This window comes from Zobellia nedashkovskayae (genome assembly GCF_015330125.1).
Taxonomy (GTDB): domain Bacteria; phylum Bacteroidota; class Bacteroidia; order Flavobacteriales; family Flavobacteriaceae; genus Zobellia; species Zobellia nedashkovskayae.
Genome location: NZ_JADDXR010000002.1, coordinates 4,130,466 through 4,153,219, shown reverse-complemented (window position 1 = coordinate 4,153,219; position 22,754 = coordinate 4,130,466). Strand labels below are relative to the sequence as shown.

At 34.8% G+C, this 22,754-nt stretch carries 24 protein-coding genes and 1 pseudogene; 17 read left to right on the top strand and 8 right to left on the bottom strand.

Features of this window, described 5'->3' with window-relative positions; all coding sequences use genetic code 11:
• The first annotated feature begins 2 nt into the window (after positions 1 to 2).
• The 4 genes and pseudogenes from IWB64_RS17090 (at position 3) to IWB64_RS17075 (ending at position 2,772) form a co-directional block, all read left to right on the top strand.
• A complete protein-coding gene (locus tag IWB64_RS17090) occupies positions 3 to 632 on the top strand; it encodes a flavin reductase family protein (protein WP_194535167.1) in 630 nt (209 codons plus the stop codon).
• A pseudogene (locus tag IWB64_RS17085) lies at positions 632 to 761 on the top strand (DUF2256 domain-containing protein). The gene IWB64_RS17090 and the pseudogene IWB64_RS17085 overlap by 1 nt, the downstream one beginning before the upstream one ends.
• Positions 758 to 2,239, top strand: a complete 1,482-nt coding sequence (locus IWB64_RS17080) for a cryptochrome/photolyase family protein (protein WP_194535166.1) — start codon at positions 758 to 760, stop codon at positions 2,237 to 2,239. The pseudogene IWB64_RS17085 and the gene IWB64_RS17080 overlap by 4 nt, the downstream one beginning before the upstream one ends.
• Positions 2,240 to 2,274: 35 nt before the next feature.
• Positions 2,275 to 2,772, top strand: a complete 498-nt coding sequence (locus IWB64_RS17075; protein WP_194535165.1) for a CIA30 family protein — start codon at positions 2,275 to 2,277, stop codon at positions 2,770 to 2,772.
• A gap of 430 nt (positions 2,773 to 3,202) precedes the next feature.
• On the opposite strand, the gene IWB64_RS17070 is transcribed toward IWB64_RS17075, so the two are convergent.
• The gene (locus IWB64_RS17070) at positions 3,203 to 3,727 is read right to left on the bottom strand and encodes a glutathione peroxidase (RefSeq protein ID WP_194535164.1); all 525 of its coding nucleotides are present in this window, start codon (positions 3,725 to 3,727) and stop codon (positions 3,203 to 3,205) included.
• Positions 3,728 to 3,936: 209 nt separating this feature from the next.
• Here IWB64_RS17070 and IWB64_RS17065 point away from each other — a divergent pair, with 209 nt between their 5' ends.
• A complete protein-coding gene (locus IWB64_RS17065) occupies positions 3,937 to 4,698 on the top strand; it encodes a CDP-alcohol phosphatidyltransferase family protein (protein ID WP_194535163.1) in 762 nt (253 codons plus the stop codon).
• Between the two features lie 57 nt (positions 4,699 to 4,755).
• Here IWB64_RS17065 and IWB64_RS17060 read toward each other — a convergent pair whose 3' ends face one another.
• Positions 4,756 to 5,169: a 6-pyruvoyl trahydropterin synthase family protein gene (locus IWB64_RS17060; protein ID WP_194535162.1), complete on the bottom strand. Its 414-nt coding sequence runs from the start codon at positions 5,167 to 5,169 to the stop codon at positions 4,756 to 4,758.
• A 152-nt stretch (positions 5,170 to 5,321) separates the two neighbouring features.
• On the opposite strand from IWB64_RS17060, the gene IWB64_RS17055 reads away from it, so the two are divergent.
• Positions 5,322 to 6,584 carry an NAD(P)/FAD-dependent oxidoreductase gene (locus IWB64_RS17055; protein WP_194535161.1) on the top strand — a complete coding sequence of 421 codons (1,263 nt, stop codon included), beginning with the start codon at positions 5,322 to 5,324 and terminating at the stop codon, positions 6,582 to 6,584.
• 15 nt (positions 6,585 to 6,599) lie between these two features.
• Here the strand turns inward: IWB64_RS17055 and IWB64_RS17050 are convergent, their stop codons facing one another.
• Both IWB64_RS17050 and IWB64_RS17045 read right to left on the bottom strand, forming a co-directional pair.
• On the bottom strand, positions 6,600 to 6,974 hold the full coding sequence (locus IWB64_RS17050; protein WP_194535160.1) for a DUF2237 family protein: 375 nt from the start codon (positions 6,972 to 6,974) through the stop codon (positions 6,600 to 6,602).
• A 2-nt stretch (positions 6,975 to 6,976) separates the two neighbouring features.
• The gene (locus IWB64_RS17045; RefSeq protein WP_194535159.1) at positions 6,977 to 7,204 is read right to left on the bottom strand and encodes a hypothetical protein; all 228 of its coding nucleotides are present in this window, start codon (positions 7,202 to 7,204) and stop codon (positions 6,977 to 6,979) included.
• A 697-nt stretch (positions 7,205 to 7,901) separates the two neighbouring features.
• On the opposite strand from IWB64_RS17045, the gene IWB64_RS17040 reads away from it, so the two are divergent.
• The 3 genes from IWB64_RS17040 to IWB64_RS17030 all read left to right on the top strand — a co-directional run bounded on the left by IWB64_RS17040 (position 7,902) and on the right by IWB64_RS17030 (position 13,872).
• Positions 7,902 to 8,300, top strand: a complete 399-nt coding sequence (locus IWB64_RS17040) for a hypothetical protein (protein WP_194535158.1) — start codon at positions 7,902 to 7,904, stop codon at positions 8,298 to 8,300.
• Positions 8,301 to 8,378: 78 nt separating this feature from the next.
• On the top strand, positions 8,379 to 12,713 hold the full coding sequence (locus IWB64_RS17035) for a CusA/CzcA family heavy metal efflux RND transporter (protein ID WP_194535157.1): 4,335 nt from the start codon (positions 8,379 to 8,381) through the stop codon (positions 12,711 to 12,713).
• Between the two features lie 10 nt (positions 12,714 to 12,723).
• Complete coding sequence (locus tag IWB64_RS17030; protein ID WP_194535156.1) at positions 12,724 to 13,872, top strand: efflux RND transporter periplasmic adaptor subunit; 1,149 nt, start codon at positions 12,724 to 12,726, stop codon at positions 13,870 to 13,872.
• Between the two features lie 25 nt (positions 13,873 to 13,897).
• Here IWB64_RS17030 and IWB64_RS17025 read toward each other — a convergent pair whose 3' ends face one another.
• Positions 13,898 to 14,293 (bottom strand): YchJ family protein, encoded by a 396-nt coding sequence (locus IWB64_RS17025; RefSeq protein ID WP_194535155.1) that lies wholly within the window; start codon positions 14,291 to 14,293, stop codon positions 13,898 to 13,900.
• 179 nt (positions 14,294 to 14,472) lie between these two features.
• Between IWB64_RS17025 and IWB64_RS17020 the strand changes: the two genes are divergently transcribed.
• The 3 genes from IWB64_RS17020 to IWB64_RS17010 all read left to right on the top strand — a co-directional run bounded on the left by IWB64_RS17020 (position 14,473) and on the right by IWB64_RS17010 (position 16,531).
• Positions 14,473 to 15,330: a sugar phosphate isomerase/epimerase family protein gene (locus IWB64_RS17020; protein WP_194535154.1), complete on the top strand. Its 858-nt coding sequence runs from the start codon at positions 14,473 to 14,475 to the stop codon at positions 15,328 to 15,330.
• 208 nt (positions 15,331 to 15,538) lie between these two features.
• Complete coding sequence (locus IWB64_RS17015) at positions 15,539 to 15,895, top strand: pyruvate kinase (RefSeq protein ID WP_194535153.1); 357 nt, start codon at positions 15,539 to 15,541, stop codon at positions 15,893 to 15,895.
• A gap of 69 nt (positions 15,896 to 15,964) precedes the next feature.
• Entirely contained in the window at positions 15,965 to 16,531 is a 567-nt protein-coding gene (locus tag IWB64_RS17010) for a TlpA family protein disulfide reductase (RefSeq protein WP_194535152.1), read from the top strand.
• Positions 16,532 to 16,546: 15 nt separating this feature from the next.
• Here IWB64_RS17010 and IWB64_RS17005 read toward each other — a convergent pair whose 3' ends face one another.
• Positions 16,547 to 16,942, bottom strand: a complete 396-nt coding sequence (locus IWB64_RS17005) for a DUF983 domain-containing protein (protein ID WP_194535151.1) — start codon at positions 16,940 to 16,942, stop codon at positions 16,547 to 16,549.
• Between the two features lie 169 nt (positions 16,943 to 17,111).
• On the opposite strand from IWB64_RS17005, the gene IWB64_RS17000 reads away from it, so the two are divergent.
• Complete coding sequence (locus IWB64_RS17000) at positions 17,112 to 17,987, top strand: helix-turn-helix domain-containing protein (protein WP_194535150.1); 876 nt, start codon at positions 17,112 to 17,114, stop codon at positions 17,985 to 17,987.
• A 44-nt stretch (positions 17,988 to 18,031) separates the two neighbouring features.
• Here IWB64_RS17000 and IWB64_RS16995 read toward each other — a convergent pair whose 3' ends face one another.
• Complete coding sequence (locus IWB64_RS16995; RefSeq protein WP_194535149.1) at positions 18,032 to 18,796, bottom strand: TIGR02757 family protein; 765 nt, start codon at positions 18,794 to 18,796, stop codon at positions 18,032 to 18,034.
• Between the two features lie 28 nt (positions 18,797 to 18,824).
• The gene (locus tag IWB64_RS16990) at positions 18,825 to 19,517 is read right to left on the bottom strand and encodes an ABC transporter ATP-binding protein (protein ID WP_194535148.1); all 693 of its coding nucleotides are present in this window, start codon (positions 19,515 to 19,517) and stop codon (positions 18,825 to 18,827) included.
• Between the two features lie 210 nt (positions 19,518 to 19,727).
• Here IWB64_RS16990 and folE point away from each other — a divergent pair, with 210 nt between their 5' ends.
• From folE to IWB64_RS16970, 4 genes are all read left to right on the top strand, one after another.
• The gene (folE, locus tag IWB64_RS16985) at positions 19,728 to 20,327 is read left to right on the top strand and encodes a GTP cyclohydrolase I FolE (protein ID WP_155596256.1); all 600 of its coding nucleotides are present in this window, start codon (positions 19,728 to 19,730) and stop codon (positions 20,325 to 20,327) included.
• Between the two features lie 96 nt (positions 20,328 to 20,423).
• Complete coding sequence (locus tag IWB64_RS16980) at positions 20,424 to 20,729, top strand: hypothetical protein (RefSeq protein ID WP_194535147.1); 306 nt, start codon at positions 20,424 to 20,426, stop codon at positions 20,727 to 20,729.
• A gap of 291 nt (positions 20,730 to 21,020) precedes the next feature.
• The gene (locus IWB64_RS16975; protein ID WP_194535146.1) at positions 21,021 to 22,241 is read left to right on the top strand and encodes a sulfite oxidase; all 1,221 of its coding nucleotides are present in this window, start codon (positions 21,021 to 21,023) and stop codon (positions 22,239 to 22,241) included.
• Positions 22,242 to 22,730 (top strand): monoheme cytochrome C, encoded by a 489-nt coding sequence (locus IWB64_RS16970; protein ID WP_194535145.1) that lies wholly within the window; start codon positions 22,242 to 22,244, stop codon positions 22,728 to 22,730.
• The last annotated feature ends 24 nt before the right edge of the window (positions 22,731 to 22,754 follow it).

The window sequence follows — 22,754 nt, the reverse complement described above, 5'->3', positions numbered from 1 at the left end:
ATATGATGTATACTAAAGAAGATATAGCAAAACTAGACCGTATTAGTAAGCTTAAAATAGTTAATTCGGTTACGGGAATTAAGCCGGCGAATCTTATAGGTACTATAAATGATAAAGGCCGGACTAATCTGGCTATTTTTAGTTCTGTGGTTCATTTAGGCAGCGATCCAGCGCTTTTAGGCTTTGTCGCTAGACCAAGAACGGCCGAAGTGGGACATACGTATCGTAATATTTTTGAAAGCGGGATTTATACCATTAATCATGTTCACCCAGAATTTATAAAAAATGCGCATTATACCTCGGTAAAATTTGATATTGGTATTTCTGAATTTGAACAATGTAAACTTACTGAAGAATATATAGCTAATTTTAAAGCTCCCTTTGTTGAAGAAAGCAGTTTTAAAATAGGAATGCGTTTTATAGAAGCTATTGATATTAAGCACAACGGTACGGCTCTGATTATTGGCGAGATTGAACATTTGATATTGCCGGACGATGCTATGATAGACGGTGGTATTGATTTAGAAATAACCAAAGCCGTGGGTATTTCAGGTTTAAATAGCTACTATACCTTAAAAAAGATAGAAAACCATCCTTATGCTAGGTTAAATGAAATACCTGAATTTGAGTAATGAAAAAACAACATCTTCCTGAGAAAATATGCGTTGTTTGTCAGCGACCATTTATATGGCGTTAAAAAATGGGAGAAAAACTGGGACACCGTAAAATATTGTAGTGAACGTTGTAGAAGGAACAAATGAAAAGTATCAACTTAATATTTCCACATCAATTATTTAAAGAGTCACCACTTTTTGAAGTGGATGCTCCAATATATATTATTGAAGAATATTTATTCTTTAAGCAGTACCCTTTTCACAAGCAAAAAATAGCTTTTCATAGAGCTACAATGCAGCGGTATGCCAGTTTTTTAAGGGAAGACAGACATCTTGAAGTATCTTATGTTGAAGCGATTGATGTTACTTCTGATATTAGAGAGCTTATCCCAGCGTTAAAGCTTAAGGGAATTGAACATATTAACTATATAGACCCAACAGATAATTGGCTGCAAAAGCGAATAGAAAAAGGCTGTTTAGAAAATGATATTTCAACAACGGTATTCAGCTCACCTTTATTTTTAAATACAAAAGAAGATTTAGCGACTTTTTTTAGAACGGATAAAAAGAAATACCATCAAACGACCTTTTACACCGAGCAGCGTAAAAAGCGAAGTATTTTAATAGATGCTGATGGTGAGCCAACAGGAGGAAAATGGACTTTTGATGCGGAAAATAGAAAGAAATATCCTGCTAAGAAAACGCCTCCTTCCATTCAATTTCCAGATGTAGATATCTATTATGAGGAAGCTATAACCTATGTAGAAAAGCATTTTTCTGATCATTTAGGAATTCTAACAAAACAGTCCCTATATCCTACAAGTTTTGAAACAACTCAAATGTGGTTGCATCAATTTTTTGAGCAGCGCTTTATGGAGTTCGGAATTTATGAAGATGCAGTGGTCGCTGAAAACTCCATTTTAAATCACAGCGTTTTAACGCCCATGCTTAATGTAGGTTTAATAACACCTAAAGAAATTATCGAAGCTTGTTTATTGTATGCGGAAGAAAACAAGGTGCCCATTAATTCTACCGAAGGTTTCGTCCGGCAAATCATAGGTTGGAGAGAATTTATGAGAGGCATTTATGAATCTAGAGGTAGTGAAGAGCGCACAACAAATTTTTGGAAATTTAAAAGAAAAATACCGTCTTCTTTTTATGATGGAACAACAGGTATTCCTCCAATTGATCAAACCATTAAAAAAGTATTACAAACAGGATATTGTAACCACATAGAACGTCTAATGATTTTGGGTAATTTTATGATGCTGTGCGAGTTTGATCCAGATGAAGTCTATACCTGGTTTATGGAACTTTTTATAGATGCTTATGACTGGGTTATGGTCTCTAATATCTATGGAATGAGTCAATTTGCAGATGGTGGACTTATGGCTACCAAACCCTATATTAGTGGAAGTAATTATTTGTTTAAAATGAGTAACTATAAAAAAGGGGAGTGGCAAGACACTTGGGACGGGCTCTTCTGGCGTTTTATGCATGTACATCGCGATTTCTTTTTATCAAACCCGCGTTTAGGAATGCTTGTGCGAATGTTTGATAAGATGCCTGCTGAGAAACAACAGCGGCATTTAGAAAATGGGCAAGCTTATTTATCGACTTTGTAAATTAACTAAAGATTCATTTATTATTCATATTTATAATGACAATACAACCCCATACTATTTTTGATTCTAATGCAGTAAATTATATTAGCGATTGGAAAGTGATAGACGATGTGGTTATGGGAGGAAGGTCATCTGGAACCGTCCATTTAAATAACGAAGGCAACGTCAGTTTTGAAGGGCACGTTTCATTAGAGAATAATGGGGGTTTTTCTACTCTAAAACACCGTTTCAATGACATAGTTACAAAACCGTATTCAAAGATTGTTTTGAATGTAAGAGGTGATGGAAAAAAATATCAGTTTAGATTAAAAAAGAAAGTATCAGATAATCATTCTTATGTTTCATACTTCAATACATCAGAAGATTGGGAAGTTATAGAGTTACTTCTAGTAGATATGTATCCTACTTTTAGAGGTCGTAAGCTAGATATTCCAAATTATGATGGCAATAGTATTCAAGAAGTTGCTTTCTTAATCGGTAATAAAAAAGCGGAAAATTTTAAACTAGAAATTGGTTCTATCGTGTTAAAGTAAGAGTTATTCTATAAAATCTAAATAACACAATAAGTAAAGCTAAATAGAAATAGTAGTGTCCATAATATAGTTCGAATCCAATTTTTTTTAACTAGCGAAATCAATAGTTTTTCATTAATTATTCCTTTTGAAATTTGAGAATGTATAGGTACAAATTGCGAGAAAGTGGATGCCCATATAAGAACTATACATACAAGGCTTATGATGGTATATAAATTAGTCACTACAATAACTTGATAGATGGAAATAGCAAGTTGGCCAAGCATTAATGGTATGACTATGGTGCTAAAACGAGAAGTGTACACGTTATGCCAAATAATTAGATTTTGAGTTTTATAATGAAGAAAGCTCGGGTAGACAATACGCTGAATTATCCAAATTAAAACAACTAGTCCAAAATCTAATAGAAGTCTAATGATAGCTATTGACATTATAAATGTTTGGTGATTTTAGAACTCATAGGTTTAGTGATTGAAAAATAATAATCAATTAAATTCCCTTTATCATCTATCAGATATTTTTGAAAATTCCATTTTACACTAGAACTTTTTTTGCCGTTTAATTCTTTGGAGGTAAGCCACTTATACAATGGGTGTTGTTTGTTTCCTTTTACATTAATCTTTTCGGTGAGTAAAAATTTGACACCAAAATTCAATTCGCAAAACTCTTGAATCTGCGAAGCATCACCAGGTTCTTGTTGACCAAATTGGTTGCAAGGAGAGCCAATAACAACAAGATTCTCATTGTAAGTATCACTTAAAGTTTGTAACTCTTTATATTGTTTTGTAAACCCACATTCAGAAGCAACATTTACAAAAAGTATTTTCTTCCCCTTATAATCTAAAAGAGATATAGGTTTACCATCTAAAGTATTGATAGCTAAATCATAGACAGACTGCTTTTTTGTATCAGAGGAAGTACTTGGTGATAGTTTTGCTTTATCAGTTGTTTTCATAACTAAATTTTAATAAATGGAAATATCTGACTAGATGATAAACAAAGTTACAATTTCGTTTAAATAATGATGTAAAATGATAAACAAAATTAACTACTAAAGCTAGGCTTTATCCATGAGGCTATTGTACATTTACGAATTACTTAAATAAATTTATATTCTGATTGATTTTTGGTGCTAGACTCAAAATTTCAGAATTAGAAAGTAGCATGTCCAAGTTACCAAAAGAGCATAAATTCATAGACCTTTCTGATTACGGAAGGCCTATAGCAAGACTTCTAGCTAATTCGCTTAAGGAAACTTCATATACGCCAATTGATGTAACGATATGGTTTATAATTTCCGGTTTAATAGCTGTTGTTTGTATTCTATTTGGTTATTACTGGGCCGCAGCTTTTTTTTTGATACTCAAATCAATATTGGATGCTGCCGATGGGGAATTGGCAAGAGTAAAAAAAACACCGTCATATACAGGTCGTTATCTTGATTCTGTTGCAGATATAGTTTTAAACGTATTTATTTTTGCAGCACTTTGGTATACAACAGAAGCTAATTTATTACATAGCTTTTTTGCATTCTTAGGGATTCAATTACAAGGTACTTTATATAATTACTATTATGTTATTTTAAGAAATAGTGTAAATGGTGATACAACAAGTAGAGTTTTTGAATATGATTCTCCAACCGCTTTAAAGGGAGAGAAGCAAAAGAATGTAAATATTCTCTTTGGATTTTATAAAGCGCTTTATGGCGTTTTTGATAAAATTATTTACACCCTAGATTCAAATGCTTCAAGTGGTAAACGACTACCCAGTTTACTAATGACAGCTTTGTCAACTTTTGGGCTTGGTTTTCAGCTTCTAACCATAAGTTTACTTTTGGTAACAGGGTTTAAAGAATATATTGTACCGTTTTTCCTGTGGTACTCCCTAATGATTATTGTCTTTATTAGTATTAGAAAGTTGCTGTAATTTTATAATAGCACTTGTGGTTCAAATCTCTTTCAACTTATTTTCAATTAAGATAATTTACGAATAAGGGTATTCCACAAAGTTTCTTGGCGTTTCATATAACTTTATTAGTAATTCTAGACCTTCATCTAACTCCGCCTTAAGAATGTCATAAATTACCATTGCTATATTTTCCGCGGTAGGATTTAAACTTTCAAATTCCTTAGTATCTAAGTTTAGGTTTTTATGGTCAAATCTGTCCAATACTTTATTTTTAATAAGGGCAGAAAGAATTTTTGTATCAATGACATAACCCGTATTGGGGTCGCAAAAACCAATAACCTTAACCTCTAGGTCATAATTGTGTCCGTGATAGTTGGAATTGTTACACTTACCAAAAATCTCGAGGTTTTTTTCATCGCTCCAGTTTGTGTTATGCAATCTATGAGCTGCATTAAAATGTTCACAACGTGTAATGGCTGTTTTATTCATATATAGTATAAGTATCCACTATTTGTATTTTACCTTTGAGATAAAGATAAAAGTATTTTTTGTTTATTTTTACAAGTTAATTGTTAAACAAAAATAGAAACTATTAAATTAGTCCAATAGAAGATTGTTCTATTTTAGTAAATGATTTAATTATGGAAAAGCAGGACTTTAAAATTCACATCATAGGTGCGGGAGTAAGTGGTTTAATCGCAGCTACCGTTCTGGAGCAAAACGGCTTTTTTCCTATCGTTATTGAAGCTACAGATCGTGTTGGCGGAAGGGTGAAAACAGATATTATAGATGGGTATCAATTAGATTATGGTTTTCAAGTGTTACTTACGGCATATCCTGCTGCTCAAAAATATCTTGATTTTGAGTCTTTAGATTTACAAAAGTTCTTGCCAGGCGCCGCTATTTTTAAAAATGGCGAACAAATGGCTATAGGCGACCCGCTAAGAGATTTGTCATTATTATTTCCCACTTTATTAGCCGGAATAGGAACTCTTTCTGATAAAATCAAAATACTTAAACTGAATAGTAAATTAAAGACAAAAACGTTGTCAGATATTTTTTCTGATAAAGAGCAATCTAGTTTCTCTTATTTGAAACAATTAGGTTTTTCTTCTGAAATGATCGAAGATTTCTTCTCACCGTTCTTTAGTGGTATTTTTCTTGAAAATAAGTTAGAGACATCCAGTAGAATGTTTGAGTTCGTGTACAAAATGTTTGGAGAAGGATATGCTGCTTTGCCAAAATCTGGAATTGAAGCAATTCCAAAACAACTGTCGAAAAATCTAAAAAACACCACCTTCAAATTCAATACAAAAGTAACATCCGTAAAAGATGCGGAAATAATATTAGAGGATAGCACAAAATTAGAAAGTCATTATACTATAGTAGCCACGGATGCGAGTAGTTTGATTTCTAATTTAAAAAATCAATCAACTGAGTGGAAATCATGTGATACCTTATATTTTGAAACAGAAAATAAAGTTATTAAAAAATCACTCATTGGTCTTATTCCTGAAGCAGGAACGCTAATCAATAATATTTTTTACCACACAAATTTGGATACCAAGACAACAGGTGATAAAGAACTACTATCGGTAACAGTAGTGGATAATCAAAATTTGACAGGAGAAGATTTTATTGAGCGGGTGAAAAGGGAGTTGAAAGAACATTGTGGAATTGATTTGTGCAGGTTTATAAAACAGTACAGTATACCAATGGCACTTCCTAAATTAGTCAATTTACAATATGACATGTTGCCATCTGAAACACGATTAACAACAAATATATTTTTAGCTGGAGATACGCAGTTAAATGGTTCGTTAAATGCAGCTATGATTTCCGGAGAAAGAGCCGCGCTCTCTATTCTAGAAATAGTCTCTAATTCCATTTCTTCAAAAAAGTAGCAATGTTTAGTGTAATTATACTAGAGCTTCATATTTCCGAAGCATTTTTAAGGTAGTATATTCCAGAGCTTTTTGGTGAGTTGCTTCAAGAACTACAAACGGAGCTTTACCAGCCCGTTCAGCTTCTAACCACCTAAAAATACATAGACACCATTTGGAGCCAGGTTTAAGGCCAGGAAAATTCCAATGAGGTAAGGGCGTAGAAAGATTATTTCCACGCCCTTTTGTAAAATTTAAAAAATCCTCAGTAACAATGGCACATAAAATGTGCGTTCCGGAATCTTCTTGAATAGTTGTACAAAACCCATCTCTAAAATATCCAGTAGCGGGATTTGTACAACAAGCTTCTAAAGCAGTTCCAAGAACATTTAATTTGTTACTTTCCGGCATTGCTAAAGTCCTGAGTCAGGTCTTCCTTTTAACCGAATATCAATTCTCTTTTTCTTAGCGGTTAACCGCTTCATGACATCCATTAAATTTGAATCTTGCGTCTTTTTGTAAATTTCGTTGATTTCTAAAATGAGTCTTTTTGCTTCACGCGAAGCCGTTACCCTATCACTGGTACTCATATGACTCATTTTGGCAGTTTCAAAATTTGATGCTTCTTCTAAAATGTCCATAAATATATTACGTTTGATCTTTTATAAAAGTAATTAAACAAAAAAATAATAGCAAGTATCACATATACATTAATAATACTTTAACACCACTATGATGCGCTAAATAATTGCAAACTTAATCTTAAATTACAAAATAGTATTAAAATGACCCGAATTTAGGAGTATTAATTTTTAAAAATTAATTTCCAATCCCATGCTAACAGCGATAATTATTGACTAATATTCTCTGTACCCTTAGGGAAAGTCCTTATAAACCAAATGTTTAAAGATTATATTCTTGCTATAAGCAAAAATGATTCCGTACTATAATAATTTTCAGTTTTTTGATAAAAAACCACTTTATATAAGTTTAAAGCTGACTTTATTGCAGTTAATATGACAAATGTGGTACTATATTGTCGGTGAAGTAGTCATGCACCAATGCTCATTTAAGACATAATAAAGACAAACAATCTTGAAGAGCTTTAAATTCATATGTTTTTTTTCTATAATAAAACAATCCATTTAGGCATTAGCATACTAAGGTCTTCTTTTGTTAGTGAATTTTTAATTATTAAACCTTATTCATATTTTGTAATTATCATAAATAGTTGTTTGTTAGCAGGTATCCACAAAAATAAATTAGACAGATTCTATATTAACAAACTATTGATTTTCATAGAACTAAGTAAAAGTGTTAATCATTATCTTTATACTTGTGAGTAAAATAGTATCCATATCTCTATCATTTGTTATTCTATTGCACAGCTTTGGAATAAGTCTCTATGATGTTTCTCAAATAGATGAATTTATAGAGCATGCACAATTTCATAGCGAACAGTATGGAGATAATGTTTTTGTATTTATTTCCAAACATTATGGAGAGTTAAAAGCTGCTCACGATAAAGAGCATCAAGAAGAAAAAGAGAATCACGAACAGTTACCATTTCAACATAAATCCCATATTTGTTCCATTACGGCTTTTGTTTTAAATTCTCAAAAAGAGGATATTAAGTCTATAGAAATTTCTGAGTACAGGTCACACAATTTCTTTTATCAAGCACCTTCTTCATCACTTCATTCAGAAGGTATTCTTCAGCCACCTCGGCATTCATAAAATAATCGTATTCATTTTTTTGAACCCGTTCACCACTTGGTGAATTTGGGACGTTTAACGTTTATTATTTATGCAAAAATGCTATCATATATTATTAATTTCAGCATAAAGAACAAGTTAATTGTTCTATTGTTTACAGCCTTTATTGTAGGGTTTGGGTTGTATTCATTAACACAAATACCTATTGGTGCCGTACCCGATGTAACAAACAATCAGGTTCAGGTCATTACTACATCAAGAAATCTGTCTACACAGGATATTGAGCAGTTTATCACCTATCCTGTGGAGTTAGAAATGGCAAATTTACCTGGTGTGCAAGAAATCAGGTCTATATCAAAATTTGGGTTATCCGTGGTAACCATTGTTTTTGATGACGAGATGGGCACATATCTACCTCGCCAGCTTATTGCCGAAAAAATTAAATCGGCCACAGAGAAAATCCCAGAAGGTTTTGGAGTGCCGGAAATGGGGCCAATTACAACGGGGTTGGGAGAAATCTACCAGTACATTCTTGATGTTAAACCGGAATACAAAGGTGAATACAACGCAGAAGACCTCCGTACTATTCAAGATTGGGTGGTTAGGCGCCAACTGTCAGGAATTCCCGGTGTTGTTGAAGTTAATACTTGGGGTGGATTTTTAAAACAATATGAGGTAGCCATAAATACTGAAAAACTAAATGCAATGAACATCACCGCCCAAGATGTCTTCAAGGCAGTTGAAATGAATAATAGTATTTCCGGTGGCGGTTATATCGAGAAAGTTAATCAGGCCTACTTTATTCGAGGGGAGGGTTTGGTGGCTTCTTTGAAGGACATTGGTGATATTGTAATTAAGAATGATGGCAATCTGCCGATATACATAAAAGACGTTGCGAATGTTGGTTTTGGTAGCGCCACCAGATTTGGAGCTATAACTGGGAACGGAGAGGGCGAAAAAGTGTTAGGACAAGTAATGATGTTAAAAGATGCAAACTCTAAAAAAGTAATTGATGCCGTTCATGAACGTGTTGCTACCATTTCACAATCGTTACCAAAAGGGGTCTACATCAATGCATTTTTGGACCGTAGCGAACTTATCGCGAAAACTACTTTTACCGTATCTGAGAATCTTATTTTAGGATGTTTGATTGTAATTTTTGTTGTTGTTCTATTATTGGGAAACTTGCGTTCCGGGCTAGTGGTAGCCTCTGTAATTCCACTTTGTTTACTTTTTGCTTTATCGCTCATGTATATTTTTGGAGTAGACGCTAATTTAATGAGTCTTGGGGCCATTGATTTTGGAATTATTATAGATGGAGCGGTAATTATAGTAGAGTTCATTGCTTTTCAGATTACTCAAAAAAAAGACGAAATAATTGGTCTCCCAAAAGCAGATCAACAGTTTGCAAAGGACAAAATTACATTAAATGGGGCCTCAAAAATGATGAACTCTGCCATATTTGGGCAATTGATTATTTTAATTGTGTTTATCCCTATTCTATCTCTATCTGGTGTTGAAGGAAAAATGTTTAAACCCATGGCCTTAACCTTCAGCTTTGCCCTTATAGGTGCAATGTTGCTATGTTTCACTTATGTTCCTGTAGCTGCTTCTCTGTTTTTGAAGCCTTCTAAGGCATCGGATAAGAATATATCCATACGTTTTATGAATTGGCTGAACTCCAAGTACGAACCTATTATTCATTGGGCTTTATATAGCAAACGAATGGTATTGGGTATTGCGGGACTTTTGTTGGCGGTGTCAGTGTATTTGTACGCTAGTATGGGAGGCGAATTTGTACCGACATTAGATGAGGGCGATTTTGTTATTCAGCCTGTACTTAAAACGGGAACCTCTTTAAGTAATACTGTAGAAATCACCACCCAAATAGAGAATATTTTAATAGATAATTTTCCTGAAGTAAAACAGGTCGTTACGCGCATTGGTGCTGCAGAAGTGCCAACGGATCCCATGTCTATGGAAGAGAGTGATGTTATTATTGTTTTAGAACCCAAAAGCGAGTGGACTTCTGCCAGTTCAAAGGATGAATTGGCAGATCTGTTCAAAGAAGCGCTATCCATAATCCCGGGAATGGAAGTAGAATTCACACAACCTATTGAAATGCGGTTTAATGAGCTTATTACCGGAGTTCGTGCGGATATTGCCATCAAAATATTTGGTGATGATCTTGATATTCTTGCAAAAAAAGGAAATGAAATTGGTGCATTAATTAAAAATGTGGACGGTGCCGCAGATATTTCGGTAGAGAAAATAGCGGGACTTCCTGAAATGAACGTAAAATTTAATCGAGCTAAAATTGCGCGTTATGGCCTGAATATCCAAGAGGTGAATGATATAGTTTCCATGGGGTTTGCAGGCCGTAGCGCAGGAAATGTTTTTGAGGGCGAAAGACGTTTTGACCTTGTGGTACGTCTGGACGAGAAATTACGGCAGGATATGGACAACCTAAAAAACTTCTATATAGACGTGCCTAGAGGAGGTAAAGTTCCACTAAGTGAATTGGCTGATATTACCTATAAAAAAGGGGCTGCAAAAATATCTCGTGATGATACCAGACGTAGAATTGTAGTGGGTATCAATGTGCGCAACCGGGATTTACAATCGGTGGTTAATGATGTGCAGCAATTGATTAATGATAATATAACCTTACCTGTGGGGTATTCCATAACTTATGGCGGCCAGTTTGAAAATCTTCAAAGTGCAAAAGCTAGGTTAATGGTCGCAGTACCTATTTCCTTGGTGCTGATTTTTGTGCTCCTTTATTTTGCATTCAAATCGGTTAAAGAAGCATTAATGATTTATTCCGCCATACCTCTAGCTGCAGTAGGTGGCGTGTTTTTGCTATGGATACGTGGCCTGCCTTTTAGCATATCCGCTGGAGTTGGTTTTATTGCCCTTTTTGGAATAGCGGTACTTAACGGGATTGTATTGATTGAACATTTTAAAGAGCTTAAAAAAACAAATCAGTTTAATGATATTAATGAGCTGATTAAACATGGGGCTAAAGACAGGTTGCGAGCTGTCTTATTGACCGCAATGGCAGCTGCTTTTGGGTTTTTACCCATGGCGATTTCAACAAATGCAGGAGCGGAAGTACAAAGGCCATTGGCCACGGTAGTTATAGGTGGTTTGATTACCGCAACACTTTTAACCTTGGTCGTATTGCCAGTATTGTATTCGTATTTTGATTCACCTAATAAGGTAAGGACATTAGCTAAAGGAAATAAACTTACTGGACTAACATTGCTATTACTGCTTTTTACGATAAATAGCAATGCGCAAAAAAGTCCAGTGAATCTGGAGACTTTAATTTCAATGGCTATTGAAAATAATGCAGGTCTTAATGCCAATAGGTTAGAAGTGGACCAATCTAGTGCACTGGTCAACAGTGCTTTTAGTTTTGATAAGACCCATGTGTATTATGAGTTTGATGAGAATAATTTGGCATCAAACAATGAACCATTACGAGTGTATGGCATACAGCAAGACTTTAGGTTTCCAACAGTTTATTTTTCAGAGAAGAAACTCAATAAAGCTAATCTAGCTTTAGCGGGAAGTTCCTATGAAATAAGGGAAAAAGGGTTAAAAAGAAAAGTTACAAGCGCCTATTTCGCCTATCAAATAGCCAGAGAAAAACAACGGGTTTTAGAAACATTAGATAGTTTGTATTTCAGTTTTTCTAATATGGCGGCAAGGCGTTTTGAATTGGGTGAAACCAATTATTTGGAAAAAATTACCGCTACCTCAAAACAAAAACAAATTAGTTTAAAATACCTTGAAGCACAACAGAATGTAGCATTGGCTTATGTTGATTTATTGAAAGTAGTACAGTCAAAAGACACACTACAAATAGCGAATGAGCCTGTCTTAAAGGTGAGTTTTAATGCTGTAAATTCTCATGAAAATCCAGAATTGGACTATTACCAAAATAGGATATCGGTATTAAAGTTTCAACATGGTTTTGAAAAACAGCGTTTGTTGCCAGATATCAGCCTTAATTATTTTCAAGGAACCAATTCCGGGCTAAATAGTGATTTATATGGGTATCAATTAGGACTAAGGATTCCTATATTATTTGGTGGACAGGCTTCTAAAATCAAAGCTGCTGGTTTTGCAAAAGAAATAGCCGCCAAAGAATATAATGAGTACGAAATTCAACTGAATGCCAAGTACGTATCACTCAAAGCGCAAATGGATCAATTGATGAATTCACTCGATTATTATGAGCAAGAAGGAACCGCCTTATCGGACGAAATTTTAAAAACGGCCAACGGCAGCTTCAAAAATGGCGAAGTAGATTTTTATCAATATATACAAAGCTTAGAAAGCGCCTATGAGGTTAAACTAGATTATCTAGACAAGTTAGAGCAGTACAACCAAATAGTAATCGCTATAAATTACCTAACCCTTTAATATACGCATTATGCAACGCACCATATATAATATACTAACCTTAAGCTTACTTGTAACCTTTTTTAGTTGTGGCGATAAGCAATCAGAAAATGGTAAAGTAGAAACACAAAAAGAAGAAACAGCAGATAGTAGAATATTTGTGTCCAAAGTACAATTTGAACGCAGTAAAATGGCCATGGGCAGCATTGTATCTATGTCTTTTCCCATAACTGTAAAAACTAGTGGAATGATTGATGTGCCGCCAGAAAATAGGGCGGAGGTAAATGCTACCATGGGCGGATACATAAAGACGGTTCCTTTGTTGATAGGAGATAAGGTACGCAGGGGCCAAGCGCTGGTTACAATTGAAAACCCTGACTTTATTACATTGCAGCAGGACTATATGGAGGTGAATGGAAAATTAGAATTCCTTAAGTCTGAATATTTGAGGCAAAAAACGATGATGGAAGAAAACATCACTTCTCAAAAAAGTTTTTTACAATCAGAAAGTAATTATAAAACCACTATGGCGCAATACAATGGTCTACGCAAACAGTTGACACTTTTAAATATTTCCCCGGCACAGGTAGAGAATGGAAATATGAGTTCCGTAGCCACTATTTATGCACCTATTTCGGGAAGTATAACAAAGGTTGATGTGACTAGGGGTACGTATGTCTCCCCTGCAACATCCATAATGGAAATCATAGATAATGAGCATATTCATCTAGAATTATCAGTATTCGAAAAGGATATTATGAAATTAAAAAAGGGGCAAGAAATCAATTTTAAAGTCCCAGAATCTTCAGCCAATATTTTTAAAGCGGAAGTCCACCTAATAGGTACTTCTATTGAAGAAAATAGGACAATAAAGATTCATGCACATCTTAAAAATGAAAAAGAAGCCCATTTCTTGCCGGGGATGTTTGTAGAGGCCGAAATTATTACGGAAGTATCCGAGGCTAATGCGATACCTGAAACTGCAGTTGTTGCCATAGAAAACATTCATTCGATCTTAAGGTTAAACGAAGAAACGGATGAAGGGTATTATTTTGACTCGGTTTCGGTACAAGTGGGCAATACCAATAAAGGAAATATCGCGCTGACCTCAATGGAAGGACTAACTATAGAAAATAAAATATTAACAAAAGGAACCTTTAATCTTATTGGTGGGGAATAGTTTAGTCTAGTAAAGTTTTAATTGTTTAGGAGGAATGCTCTCCATTAGCATAAACCCAATGACCGTTTTCTTTACTGAAATTAGAGTTTTCATGAATGACGCCCATTTGGCCGTTTTCGATATAAAAGGCCTTGAACTCTACTGTCCCTTCAGTATCTGTTGCGGTTTCTTTGGTAGAATTTAAAATTTCTAACTTCAACCAGTTTACAGATTTAGTCCAAGCTTCAATTTTACGTTTTTCTCGTTTGTTTGGTCGGGTAGTGCTATGGTGACTCTTTTGTAGATACTTTATATTGGCCAATACAAAAGCGCTATAACGTGATCGCATTAGGGCCTCCGCGGTTTTGACGCTTAGAATATCATTATGGGCTTTTTGACAGCAATCAGTATAATCTTTTTGAGGATTGCATGGACATTGCATAGCGAATGGATTTAAAGTTTAAAACTACATTTTTTGAATGCCTTTTTAAAACTATACAGCATAGAATTTTGTCCAGTACACATTTTAAAATTATGTGCAACCCAAATTTTACGATTATCAGTCAGTTTATTTTTATGGAGATGTAGTATCTTAGCGTACTACACAAAACTCAAACAATAATGAAAAAAATTCAATTACTACTGGTCTGTTTTTTAATGATATCAACCTCATTTGTAAATGCCCAAGATAGTTATGGAGGACTAGCTTTATATACCCTTAGGGATGATATGGCTTCTGATGCCAAAACTACTTTGCAAGCTGTAGCTGATGCCGGTTATAAGTATATTGAAGCCGCAGGTTATGATAATGGCAAGTTTTACGGAATGACCCCAATAGAGTTTAAAAAAACGCTAAAAGAAATGGGCTTAAAGCCAATTAGTAGTCACCAAGCTTCAGTTACTTTAGAAAATGCAGATGCTATGATTGCGGATGTTAAGGCTGCCGGCTTTAAGTATTTTGTTATTCCTATTCCACCAATGGGTCTTTTTACCTTTCAAGAAGAAGGTATGGTAATGGGTATGACAGGAGGCGCAGAAAACCTTGCAGGTATTTTAGATATATTAGGGGAGAAATGTAAAAAAGCAGGGCTTAAATTACTTTATCATAATCATGATTTTGAATTTAAGAAAGATGAAAACGGAGTAGTGGTTATAGATTATCTGTTGGAAAACTGTAATCCAAAATATGTTAACTTTCAAATGGACTTATTTTGGGTGACAAAAGCTGGTGCAGACCCGGTATCTTATTTCAAAAAGTATCCAAAAAGATTTAAGATTTGGCATGTTAAAGATATGAATGAAGATGGGTGGTTTGCTCCTGTAGGAACGGGTAGTATTGATTTTGGGCCAATTCAAGCACAAAAGAAACTGTCTGGTATGAAGTACTATATGGTAGAGCAGGATAAAACATTTACCATGAAGCCCTTAGAGGCTATAAAAGTAAGCCATGAAGGATTAAAAAAGTTTGGCTTTAATTAGATAAAAGCAACTTATTCATTTAAAACCACTGTCGTAAGGCAGTGGTTTTTTTATTTACATATTTCGTTTGAGTAAAATTATGAACTTTTAGTGTGGAGACTTAAAGGTCAGTCTTCTAACTTACCACTACAAAATTTGTTAATAATTTCTGACATTCAAATTCTTTGTAAACCATTTAAAGCCATTAAATTTACATGCTTTTATAGCTATGAAAGAACTAGAAATAGGAGACAAATTATATAATACCAAGCAAGAGGGTTTTAACGATTTTATAAGGTATTCTTTTTCAGAAGTTGTGGAGCTGACCAAGACTTTGGCAGTTCTAAGAAACGGAGTTAAGCTAATTAACCAGCCTAAAATATCTTATATAACTGAAGGCATTGGTTATTCTGTAAATCGTCACAAAGGAGTGCATTGGCATTTGGTATCGTTAGATGCCATTAGAACCGCACAAATTGAAAACGAAAAAATAGCCGCCCACGACTGGTTCGAAAATAAAGAGTTTTCTCTTCAAGAAAAGCAATGGGTATATAAGCAGTTTAAGAAATTGAGCGAAACGAATTAAGTTGTTCTTAATTTAGACTAAAGTCATTTTAGGCAGCATTTAGTTTCGCAGCTAGTACATTTGCTACCTATGAAAAAAAGAAAATTAAGTATCAGTGATGGTGTGCTATTTGTCTTCGTTCTGCTATTAATTATACCACAGACGAGAAAGCCCATTCAGGTTGCTTTGAATAATTTAAAAATGCAATTCTTTTCTCCTTCAGCGTTAGAAGAGGAAGACCAAATCTCACTACAACCATTTTCGTATCAGGTAACCACTTTGGATGGTGCAACCTCATCTATAGAAGTAGGTAAGGAAAAAGTAAGTTTTATCAGTTATTGGGCTACGTGGTGTCCACCTTGTATTGCTGAAATGCCTAGTATCCAAAAAGTATATGATGATTATGGGGATTCGGTACAATTTATTTTGTTGACTAACGAGGAACCCGAAGTTGTGAAGGAGTTTTTAAACAAAAAGCAGTATACTTTACCGGTATATATTCCTAGAATGCAAGCACCTAACGAACTTAATGAAAAGAGCATTCCTACCAACTTTATCATAGATAAAAGCGGAAAAATTGTCATAAAGGAGACAGGTTCTACGGATTGGAATGCTAAAAAATTCAGGCAAATTTTAGACGAACTTATTGCGTCTTAGTCTTTAAGGCTGTAATTAAGCCTTCTGTTCACTTTTAAGAGGTCGTTTGTAATGTAGAAAGAAGTTAATCCAAATATTTCTAGATAAACGTAGAATTATAGGTAGTACCAAAATCATTTCTACTACAATAACCAGAAATGTGGTTAAAAGACTCAGATGAAGAATAAAAAAACAAAGAAATAGGGCGATACTTGCAAAAAAGAGACCCACTGGGTAACTAACATACATTGCTCCATAAAAGAAAGAAGGTTCTATTTTGTACTTTGTGTGACAGTGGCTACAGCGCTCTTCCATTTTTAAAGTACTAGAAATTTGATAAGGATTAGATTCCTTATACATGCTTTCGTTTTGACAAACAGGGCAAGTTCCCGTAAATATGCTGTAAACCTTTGTCCCTTTTAAAAATTTCATATCCTCTTTTTTTAGATAGTTTGAAATTTGATGAATTTATAATCTCACTTTTGAAACGAATAACGATTAGCTAGTTATTCAATCACCGTGCAAATTTAAAGCACATAAGATGTTGAGCACTTATAGACTTATCGCAGCTTTTTGTACTTTTAGGACATAATTTGCTTTCATGAAGGTTTTGCCAATATTACATATAGAACAGTTTGAGGATGCAAATGCAACGGTTGAGTTTTATAGTAATGATTTAGCAACTCATTTAAAGAATAATGAAGCAATTGTACATAAGTCTCATAAGCACGATTTTTACTTATGTGTCCTATTCTTAAAGGGGAGTGGTACACACGAAATAGATTTTAGTTCATACCCTATAAAAGAAGGGAGCTTATTTTTTCTAAAACCAGGGCAAACTCATAGCTGGAATTTTGATTCACCTGCTGAAGGATATATTTTCTTTCACACACAGTCTTTCTTTGAGTTGAGTATTTCTGATGTTAAGGTTAATCAACTTCCTTTTTACTATTCTTATAAGAATCCGCCTAATCTCCATCTATCAACTATAGAACTTCAAAAAATAGCTAGTCGTTTTAATGAAATCAATGTAGAGTACCATACCAATGTAGTTTATAAAAAACAAAAATTAGCGAGTCTCATTAGTCTTGTATACATAGATTTAAGTAGAATTTATACTGTTTTTGATATAACAGAAAACACACTTTCGTCTACTTATCTAAAGATACTTTCTGACTTGGAACGGGCTATTGAAGTATTTTATAAAACTGAAAAGCAGGCTCATTTTTATGCAGACAAACTGAACATTACTACAAAGCATTTAACCCGGGTAACGAAAAGTACTTTGGGAAAGACCACAACGGAATTAATTCAGGAACATATTCTCTTAGAGGCAAAGCGACTTATAGTGCATTCAGGAAATTCCTTGTCTCATGTTTCTGAACTGCTGGGCTATGATGATTATGCCTATTTTTCACGGATATTCAAAACAAAAACAAAGATGACACCTTTAGAGTTTAAAAAGAGGTATTTATAGGTAATACATTGTATTTAATGTTCTTATGTATTCTTATTATTATTTTAAAACTTCTCAAAAACACCTAGACCAAAAAGAGCGAAGTCATATTTAACAGGGTCTATAGGGTCCAATTTTCGTAAGTTTTTATCTAGTTCAGCAAGAGCTTTGGCATCGTTTTGTTTACGGGTAAGTAGCTTCAATTTCCTGCCTACATTTCCAGAATGAACATCTAAAGGACATGATAGTTGACTGGGAGTAATAGTTTTCCATATCCCAAAATCTACTGAAGTTGTGTTCGGGCGTACCATCCATCGTAAAAACATATTGATACGTTTGGCAGCAGAACCTTTCAAAGGGTCACTAACATGTTTCTGGGTACGTGAAGGGTGTGGTAGTTCAAAGAATATTTTCTTAAAGCCGGAAATAGCAATTTGCATGTTTTGTCCTGCAGCGTGCTTAGCAAAAACGGCTTCTAATCCGCCGTGATTTATATAGATATTCTGAAGACTTTTTATAAAGTAGCCTAAATCCTTCCCATTAAAAGTTCGGTGTACGAAAGCAGATAGCTCTTCATTGTTGTCCTCAGTGTATTCTAAGACGTAATCGTAAGGCGAATTGCCCATTAGGGCCATTAGCTTATTGGCGTTATTAATGATACTCTTACGATTGCCCCAGGCAATTGTTGCCGTTAAAAATGCACTTATTTCAATATCTTCTTTGCGAGAGAATTTATGGGGAATTTGAATAGGGTCCGTCTCCAAGAATTTTGGATGCTCATACTCTAATACCTTGGCGTCCAAAAACAGCTTCAGTTCGGTGCGGTTCATTCCGTATAAAAATTAAAGTAAAAATAGATTAGAGTTCCGGAGAATCAAGGACTACTTGTTTATTGACGATTAAACCATCTACCATAGTTAATTTCCGGTCTGCCATATCCGCCAACTGCTCGTTATGAGTTACGATAACAAAAGTTTGACCAAATTCATCACGTAGCTCAAAAAAGAGTTTATGAAGGTTATCGGCACTTTCGGAATCTAGGTTTCCGCTAGGCTCATCCGCAAAAATAATAGAAGGGTCGTTAACCAATGCACGGGCCACAGCTACACGTTGTTGTTCGCCACCAGAAAGTTCGTTAGGCTTGTGATTATATCGTGCGGACAACCCTAAAAAATCTAATAGTTGCTTTGCTTTTGCTTCAGCCTGAGCTTTAGGTGTATTTTTTATAAATGCAGGAATACAAACGTTTTCAAGTGCTGTAAATTCGGGAAGCAATTGATGAAATTGAAAAATAAAACCGATATGCTCGTTTCTGAACTTCGCCAAATTTTTATCAGACAGTGTTGTTACTTCGGTACCGTTAATTAGAAGTTTACTATCAGAAGGGTTAGACTGAATATCTAATGTACCTAATATCTGCAATAAAGTTGTTTTTCCTGCTCCTGAAGCGCCTACAATAGAAATAACTTCTCCTTTTTTTATATGAAGGTCTACACCTTTTAGAACTTCTAAATCGCCGTAAAACTTTTTAATATTATTGGCTTTAATCATATATTTTGATTCTTAATCCGTGTAAATTTCAATTATAAAAACTAATCCCAAACTTTATTGAATGGTAAAAGTAATGAAAATTGATGTTTGCAGACAGATAGGTAGAGATGCTGTTTTTGATACAAAAAGATTAAATTGGCAGATTAGTATAGAAAGCTATACTTTTGTTTACTATTTTTACACATACAATAAACAAAATAAAAAACCTTTATGGCACCCTATAAAAATTTTGAAGAATATAATATGGAAATTACAACGGAGGTCAAAGACCGTTTTTCAAAAATTATAGATGGAATAGGAGAGGATGTCACTCGAGAAGGGTTAGTAAAAACACCCGAAAGAGCAGCCAAAGCTATGCTTTTTCTTACGCAAGGCTATCAACAAGATGCTGTTGAAATACTTAAAAGTGCCATGTTCAAAGAGGATTATGATGATATGGTCATCATTAAGAACATTGAGTTGTATTCACTTTGCGAACATCATATGTTACCTTTCTTTGGTAAAGCACACGTGGCCTACATTCCAAACGGGCATATTGTAGGTTTAAGTAAAATTCCACGTGTAGTAGATGTTTTTGCACGTCGTTTGCAGGTACAGGAACGTCTTACACACGATATTCTGGAGTGTATTAATAGTACTTTAAAACCCAAAGGTGTAGCTGTAGTAATAGAGGCATCGCACATGTGTATGATGATGCGTGGAGTGCAAAAACAGAATTCGGTTACCACAACATCTGGATTTAGAGGGCAATTTGAAAAAATTGAAACTCGGAATGAGTTTTTAAAATTGATCAGCTCAGATTTATCGTAGGAGCTAAAAAAAACACCTCATCTAAAGAGGTGTTTTTTTTAGATTATTTTTTGGCATTCTTATTGCTTTTAGTAATAAGAATAAATACTTTCCATTATGTCAAAAGATAAAGACGAAAAATATAAAAAACTACTCATAAGTTTACTTTTTGATGGTATAGGCATGCTTTCATTTGCCATTCCGTTTGTAGGTGAGTTTTCGGATATTGTTTGGGCGCCGCTAGCCGGTTGGCTCATGACCCGCATGTATAAAGGTAAAATTGGTCAGGGTGCTGGTATCGTTACTTTTTTAGAGGAGATTATTCCCGGTTTAGATGTCATACCTACTTTTACGCTTATGTGGTTGTACACCTACGTTTTCAAAAAATCTAAAGAAACGGAAACAATAGAGGTTAATGCTTAATTTGCCTTTCAGCAGTATTCCACTTCTTTTTTAATTTTTAAATAGCAGCATAAAAGCCTATAGATTCAATACCTTTTTTTATAAATCTAATTTTCAATAGGTTATATATGTTTTGGTTAATACCACTTCAACCTTTGTTCATTAAGGGGCTTATCCTTCATAACATTATTTTGGTCAATCTTTTTTAGCCAAGTATAAATCTGAATTCTTAAAAAAAAAATAAATTTTGGACCAGCATAGAGGGGTATACTAAATATCTATAACTTTGAGTGTAACCCAGACCTAAATTTTATGCAAAGAAGAAAGTTCATAGGAAAAGCAGCACTTGCATCTTTAGCAAGTATTGTTGGAGCTGATATTGTGTATGGCTCTAAAATGGTAGAGAATTATATTCCATTGGCGCTGCAAGACCCAGACCCTTTTAAATTATTCAACAAAGACAAGGAAATGGTCGTTTTGAACGACAAGCCTTGGAATATGGAAGCTCAGGCTCATTTGTTAGATGATAACATCACGCCTAACAAGTATATTTTTATTCGTAATAATGGACTTGTACCAGAAGAGATAGATGTAAAGAACTGGACGCTTACCATAGACGGTGAATCTGTTAAACAAAAGAAAACCTACACTTTGGACGAGCTTAAATCAAAATTTAAACAACACACCTACCAATTAACCTTAGAATGCGGCGGTAATGGAAGGAGCGAGTTTGATCCGCCAGCTAAAGGAAACCAATGGACTATTGGCGCTGTTTATTGCGCTAGTTGGACGGGTATTAGACTTCGTGATGTGCTAGAGGATGTAGGTATAAAAGATGATGCCGTATATTTTGGTTATCACGCAGCAGATATTCACTTAAGTAGAGACCCTACAAAAGAACCCATTTCACGAGGCGCGCCAATGGCAAAAGCACTACAAGATGAAACTATATTGGCATTTAAAATGAATGGCGAAGATATTCCTTTGGCGCACGGTTATCCACTTCGTGTGGTTGCTGGAGGGTGGCCAGCTTCGGTTTCGGGTAAATGGTTGCAAAGAATAAGTGTTCGGAATATCGTGCATGACGGTACTAAAATGACGGGTACTGCCTATCGCATGCCTTGTAAGCCTGTTGCTCCAGGTGCTAAAGTAGCTGATGAGGATATGTGCATCATTGAATCGATGCCAGTAAAATCATTAATTACCTATCCAAAATCTGGTGCTACCATTTCTAAAGGAAAAACATTAACTGTTAGAGGACATGCTTGGGCCGGTGAGTTACAGGTTGCTAAAATGGAGTATTCCATAGATTTTGGAGCTACTTGGAAAACATGCGTGCTAGATAAACCTGCGAACCGTTTGGCATGGCAACATTTTTCTGCAGAGGTAGATTTTCCGCAAGAAGGGTATTATGAAGTTTGGGCAAAGGCTACTGATTCTAATGGTGTTGCTCAACCTATGTTGCTTCCCGGTTGGAACCCAAAAGGATACTTAAACAATGCTTGTCATAGAATAGCTGTAAAAATCGCATAGATGGAAAAGCAAAATCATGATAAACTAAAAAAGGATTTTCGGAGTTTTTATAAGGTGCTTGTTATCGTTTGCGCTAGTATTGGCGTTTTTGTCGTTGCATTAGTGTATCTGATAAAAAACCCAGATATATCAATTTTTAAGGGTTCTGAGCCTGATTCAGAAATAGTTACCGTACCAGTTGAAGAAGATGATTTTGATAAAATTGAAAACGGCATTCACGTGCGTACCGGTTTCGTTGAAGGTCCTGGAATGATGGAGATCGTTCAAAATTGCACCAATTGTCATTCGGCCAAGCTGGTCATCCAGAACCGAATGAACAAAGAACGCTGGAAAGCAACCATCAAATGGATGCAGGAAACCCAAAATTTATGGGACTTAGGAGAAAATGAAGATATTATCATAGATTATCTGGTTACGAATTATCCGCCTCAAAAGAAGGGTAGAAGAACGGTTCTTACAGATATTGATTGGTACGAATTGAAAGATTAAGCATTCTTTTCCGACCTATATTAT

Excerpts from the sequence above, each read along its gene's own strand:
- IWB64_RS17090 (WP_194535167.1), top strand. The coding sequence starts at position 3 with ATGATGTATACTAAAGAAGATATAGCAAAACTAGACCGTATTAGTAAG.
- IWB64_RS17080 (WP_194535166.1), top strand. The coding sequence starts at position 758 with ATGAAAAGTATCAACTTAATATTTCCACATCAATTATTTAAAGAGTCA.
- IWB64_RS17075 (WP_194535165.1), top strand. The coding sequence starts at position 2,275 with ATGACAATACAACCCCATACTATTTTTGATTCTAATGCAGTAAATTAT.
- IWB64_RS17070 (WP_194535164.1), bottom strand. The coding sequence starts at position 3,727 with ATGAAAACAACTGATAAAGCAAAACTATCACCAAGTACTTCCTCTGAT.
- IWB64_RS17065 (WP_194535163.1), top strand. The coding sequence starts at position 3,937 with ATGTCCAAGTTACCAAAAGAGCATAAATTCATAGACCTTTCTGATTAC.
- IWB64_RS17060 (WP_194535162.1), bottom strand. The coding sequence starts at position 5,169 with ATGAATAAAACAGCCATTACACGTTGTGAACATTTTAATGCAGCTCAT.
- IWB64_RS17055 (WP_194535161.1), top strand. The coding sequence starts at position 5,322 with ATGGAAAAGCAGGACTTTAAAATTCACATCATAGGTGCGGGAGTAAGT.
- IWB64_RS17050 (WP_194535160.1), bottom strand. The coding sequence starts at position 6,974 with ATGCCGGAAAGTAACAAATTAAATGTTCTTGGAACTGCTTTAGAAGCT.
- IWB64_RS17045 (WP_194535159.1), bottom strand. The coding sequence starts at position 7,204 with ATGGACATTTTAGAAGAAGCATCAAATTTTGAAACTGCCAAAATGAGT.
- IWB64_RS17035 (WP_194535157.1), top strand. The coding sequence starts at position 8,379 with ATGCTATCATATATTATTAATTTCAGCATAAAGAACAAGTTAATTGTT.
- IWB64_RS17030 (WP_194535156.1), top strand. The coding sequence starts at position 12,724 with ATGCAACGCACCATATATAATATACTAACCTTAAGCTTACTTGTAACC.
- IWB64_RS17025 (WP_194535155.1), bottom strand. The coding sequence starts at position 14,293 with ATGCAATGTCCATGCAATCCTCAAAAAGATTATACTGATTGCTGTCAA.
- IWB64_RS17020 (WP_194535154.1), top strand. The coding sequence starts at position 14,473 with ATGAAAAAAATTCAATTACTACTGGTCTGTTTTTTAATGATATCAACC.
- IWB64_RS17015 (WP_194535153.1), top strand. The coding sequence starts at position 15,539 with ATGAAAGAACTAGAAATAGGAGACAAATTATATAATACCAAGCAAGAG.
- IWB64_RS17010 (WP_194535152.1), top strand. The coding sequence starts at position 15,965 with ATGAAAAAAAGAAAATTAAGTATCAGTGATGGTGTGCTATTTGTCTTC.
- IWB64_RS17005 (WP_194535151.1), bottom strand. The coding sequence starts at position 16,942 with ATGAAATTTTTAAAAGGGACAAAGGTTTACAGCATATTTACGGGAACT.
- IWB64_RS17000 (WP_194535150.1), top strand. The coding sequence starts at position 17,112 with ATGAAGGTTTTGCCAATATTACATATAGAACAGTTTGAGGATGCAAAT.
- IWB64_RS16995 (WP_194535149.1), bottom strand. The coding sequence starts at position 18,796 with ATGAACCGCACCGAACTGAAGCTGTTTTTGGACGCCAAGGTATTAGAG.
- IWB64_RS16990 (WP_194535148.1), bottom strand. The coding sequence starts at position 19,517 with ATGATTAAAGCCAATAATATTAAAAAGTTTTACGGCGATTTAGAAGTT.
- folE (WP_155596256.1), top strand. The coding sequence starts at position 19,728 with ATGGCACCCTATAAAAATTTTGAAGAATATAATATGGAAATTACAACG.
- IWB64_RS16980 (WP_194535147.1), top strand. The coding sequence starts at position 20,424 with ATGTCAAAAGATAAAGACGAAAAATATAAAAAACTACTCATAAGTTTA.
- IWB64_RS16975 (WP_194535146.1), top strand. The coding sequence starts at position 21,021 with ATGCAAAGAAGAAAGTTCATAGGAAAAGCAGCACTTGCATCTTTAGCA.
- IWB64_RS16970 (WP_194535145.1), top strand. The coding sequence starts at position 22,242 with ATGGAAAAGCAAAATCATGATAAACTAAAAAAGGATTTTCGGAGTTTT.